The organism is Corallococcus exercitus, assembly GCF_003611585.1.
Lineage (GTDB): Bacteria > Myxococcota > Myxococcia > Myxococcales > Myxococcaceae > Corallococcus > Corallococcus exercitus.
In genome coordinates this window covers 1-3,857 of sequence record NZ_RAVW01000627.1, presented here as the reverse complement: position 1 = coordinate 3,857, position 3,857 = coordinate 1, and the positions used below count along the sequence as shown (strand labels likewise).

2 protein-coding genes are annotated in these 3,857 nt (G+C 74.7%); both read left to right on the top strand.

The annotated features are described in order from the left end of the window. Positions 1 to 54: 54 nt before the first annotated feature. Positions 55 to 2,652, top strand: a complete 2,598-nt coding sequence (locus D7W79_RS45975) for a sensor histidine kinase (protein WP_120530441.1) — start codon at positions 55 to 57, stop codon at positions 2,650 to 2,652. A 70-nt stretch (positions 2,653 to 2,722) separates the two neighbouring features. Further along, the gene (locus D7W79_RS39865; RefSeq protein WP_120530440.1) at positions 2,723 to 3,589 is read left to right on the top strand and encodes an OmpA/MotB family protein; all 867 of its coding nucleotides are present in this window, start codon (positions 2,723 to 2,725) and stop codon (positions 3,587 to 3,589) included. Positions 3,590 to 3,857 lie beyond the last annotated feature (268 nt).

The following is a 3,857-nucleotide window of genomic DNA, read 5'->3' as shown; positions in this document are numbered from 1 at the left end:
AAGAGACAGACCCCCACCCTTGAATCTCCCGCGGGGGAGGGGGGCTCCGCGCTCATGTCCGAGCCGACTGGCACCTTTCTGGCGGAGTCCACACCCGTGCCGCACGAATGGCTGCGCACGGTGCTGCAGCTGCTGCCCGTGGGGGTGGTCATCGTGGACACGGCGGGCCGCCTGCTCGCGGCCAACGCCGCCGCCAGCGCGCTGTGGGGACAGGCCCCGCTGGCGGGGATGCGGCTGGAGAACTTCGGCACCTTCGAGGCGTACTGGCCCGGCACCAGCAAGCGGCTGCGCGGCGAGGAGTGGGCCGTGGCGCGCACGCTGAAGAGCCGGCAGACCGTGTCCAACGAGGAGGTGGACATCGTCGGGAAGGACGGCGCGCGCCGCACCATCCTCAACTCCGCCGCGCCGCTGTACTCGGCCGAGGGCCAGCTGGTGGGCGCGGTGAACATCAACGTGGACATCACCGAGCGCAAGGCCACCGAGCGCGCGGAGTTCTTCGTCAGCGAGGCCTCCCGGCTGCTCGCCGAGTCCCTGGACTGGGAGACGACGCTCAAGGCCGTGGCGCGGCTGGCCACGTTGGAGTGGGCGGACTACTGCATGGTGGACGTGCTGGGGCCCGACGGCGCACTGCACCGGCTCGCGCTCAGCGCCAGGGACCCGCGGAAGCAGGAGCTGCTCGACCAGACGCTGGGCTTTCCGCCGCGAACCGGCTCGGACACGCCGCTCGCCCGGGTGTTCGCGCGGGGCAAGCCCGTGCTCGTCGCGGACATCACGCCCCAGTGGCTGGACGACGTGGCCCGCTCGCCCGAGCACCGCCGGCTGCTGGAGACGCTGGCGCCGCGCTCTTCCATGTTGTTGCCCCTGGCGGTGGGCCGGCGGCGCTTTGGCATCATCAACCTGGTCTCCGCGTCCCCCGCGCGCCGCTATACCCGGCGCGACCTGGGGTACGCCACGGAGTTCGCGCGCCGCGCGGCCCTGGCGGTGGAGAGCGCCCGGCTGTACCGCGAGGCCCGCGAGGCCCTGCGCGAGCGCGACGCGTCCGCGGCCATGCTGGAGGCCTTCTTCGCCGCGTCGCCGGTGGGCATGGGCTTCGTGAACCAGGACCTGCGCTACGTGCGGCTCAACAAGGTCGTCGCGGAGAACAACGGCATCCCCCTGGAGAAGCACCTGGGCCTCACGCCCCGCGAATTGATGGGCGAGGCGGGCACCCCCATCGAGGACCTGCTGCGCCAGGTGCTGGAGTCGCAGGAGGCCGTGGTGGACGACCCGGTGGAGTACGTCGCGGGCCCGGAGCCGCGCACCTTCCTGGCCACGTACTTCCCCGTGCGCTCCGGCACGGAGCTGCTGGGCGTGGGGGGCGTGGTGCGCGAAATCACCGAGCAGCGCCGCATGGAGGACCACCTGCGCTTCCTCACGGACGCGACCACCCAGCTGGCCACGTCCCTGGACTGGCGCACCACCGTGCGCAACGTGGCGCAGCTGGTGGTGGCGCAGCTGGCGGACTACTGCCTGGTGGACATGCTGGGCGAGGACGGCGAGCACCTGGAGCGCGTGGAGCGCCGCGCCCGCGACGACGTGCTCCAGACCCAGCTGGAGAAGTCCATGCCCTACGCGCCGTCCCGGGGCACCCCCACCGTCCTGCGCCGCGTGCTGGAGACGGGGCGCTCGGAGCTGGTGGCCGAGGTGGACGAGGCCGCCATGGGCGCCTTCGCCGTCAACGACGCGCACCGGGAGGTCCTGGAGGGGCTGCGGCCGCGCTCGGTGATGGTCGTCCCGCTGATGGCGCGCGGGCGCACGCTGGGCATCGTGAGCGCCGCGACGTGCTCGCCCACGCGGCGCTTCAGCATGCGGGACCTGTCGCAGCTGGAGGACCTGGCGTGGCGCGCGGCGCTGGCGGTGGACAACGCGCGGCTGTACCGGCAGGCGGAGCAGGCCGTGGCCGCGCGCGACGAGTTCGTGGCGGTGGCGACGCACGAGCTGCGCACGCCCCTGTCCGCGCTGCACCTGCAGCTGTCGTCGCTGCAGCGCACGCTGGACAAGCTGCCGCCGGGGGAGTCGGAGCGGCTGGACCAGGGGCTCGCGGGGGCGCTGCGGCAGGCGGACCGGCTGACGCGGCTGGTGGCGCACCTGTTCGACGTGGCGCGGCTGGGCACGGGGCAGATGGCGCTGGAGCTGGGCGCGGTGGAGCTGTCCTCGCTGGTGCACGCGCTGGTGGCGCGGATGGAGGAGGCGCTGGCCACCGCGGGCTGCGTGGCGGTGGTGCACGCGGACGCGCCGGTGGTGGCGCTGGCGGACCGGCCGCGCGTGGAGCAGGTGCTGATGAACCTGCTCACCAACGCGATGAAGTACGCGCCGGGCCTTCCGGTGGAATTGCACGTGGAGCGCGAAGGCGACATGGCCGTCATCGCCGTGCGGGACTGGGGCCCCGGCATCCCGCCGGAGGCACGCGAGCGCATCTTCGAGCGCTTCGCGCGCAACACCGGCCAGCACGCGCGCGCGAGCCTGGGCCTGGGCCTCTACATCTCCCGGCAGCTCGCCCGCGCGCACGGCGGCGACCTGTTCGTGGAGGCGCCGGCGGAGGGCGGGCCCGGCTCGCGCTTCGTGCTGCACCTGCCCCAGTGGAAGAAACCGTCCGGGACGGCACCGGGCTGAGGCAGGCGGGCGGTGTCGCACGGCGCCCACCTTGCCGCCCACCCCCAGGGGGCCATTACCCTTGGGGGCCATGGACGACGCGCGGACCGAAGCAGCGCTCGGACGCTGGCGGTGGCTGCCCTGGGGGCTGCTGGCCGTCGCGGCGGTGGTGGCCTCCACGGGCGCGTGGCTGGGCTCGCGCTCGCTCCAGGCGCTGGAGGCCCGGAGCGCACAGCTGGAGCGCGAGGCCACCGAGTCCGAGGCCCACGTCGCGCAATTGCAGACGCTGCGGCAGGCCATGGAGCGGAGGCTGCGCGCGCTGGAGCGGCAGCAGCAGGCGCAGGAGTGGGGCGGCGCCGCGGCGGAGCTCCAGGCGAAGAGCGCGGAGGCGCAGCAGGCGCGGCGCGAGGCGGCGCTCGAGGCGCTGGGGAGGTCGCTGAAGGACGCGCTCAAGGCGGGCGACGTGGCGCTGGCCCTGGAGGACGACGCCCTGCGCGTGGAGGTGTCCGAGCGGCTCCTCTTCGCGCCCGCGAGCACGGCGCTCACCCCGGAAGGGGCCGCCGTGTTGAAGCAGGCCGCGGCCGTGTTCCGAAGCCCGCTCGCGGACCACCGCGTTGCGGTGGAGGCCCACACCGACGAGGTGCTCCCCGCCGGGCCCGGCGGCCCCGCCACCACCGCGTGGGAGCTGTCCGCCGCGCGGGCCGTGGCGGTGGTGCGCCAGCTGGGCGAGCGCGAGGGACTGGCTCCGGAGCGCCTGAGCGCCACGGGCCACGCCGCGTACCGGCCCCTGGTCCCCAACGACAGCCCGCCCCACCGCGCCAGCAACCGGCGCGTCACGCTGCGGCTGTCCCCCACGCCGGTGACGCCGGAGGGCGCGGCCGTGGCCCGCACGGAGCCGCCATCGCGCCCCATGAAGCGCCAGGCGAAGGCCAAGGCGAAGAAGACCGCGCTCCGCTGAGCGGCCCGCGCGGCTGGCGCGAAAGCCGTGGACGGCCCACGCGGCACCAGGCGCGTGCGCCTCGCGGCGGCCCGATCGCGGTGGCCGGTACGCCACCGGCGCTCCGGCACGCCACGCGCTCAAGCGCGCCCCCAGCGGCCCGGCCGAGGAGAAACGGCCCGGCGTGAATAAGCCGCCCGCTCCCCCGTCCGGGGTGCAGTGGGCCTCTCCCCTGTCTCTTATCCACATCTGACGCGGCCGACGATAAGGCGCGTTTGGACCTCGGTGG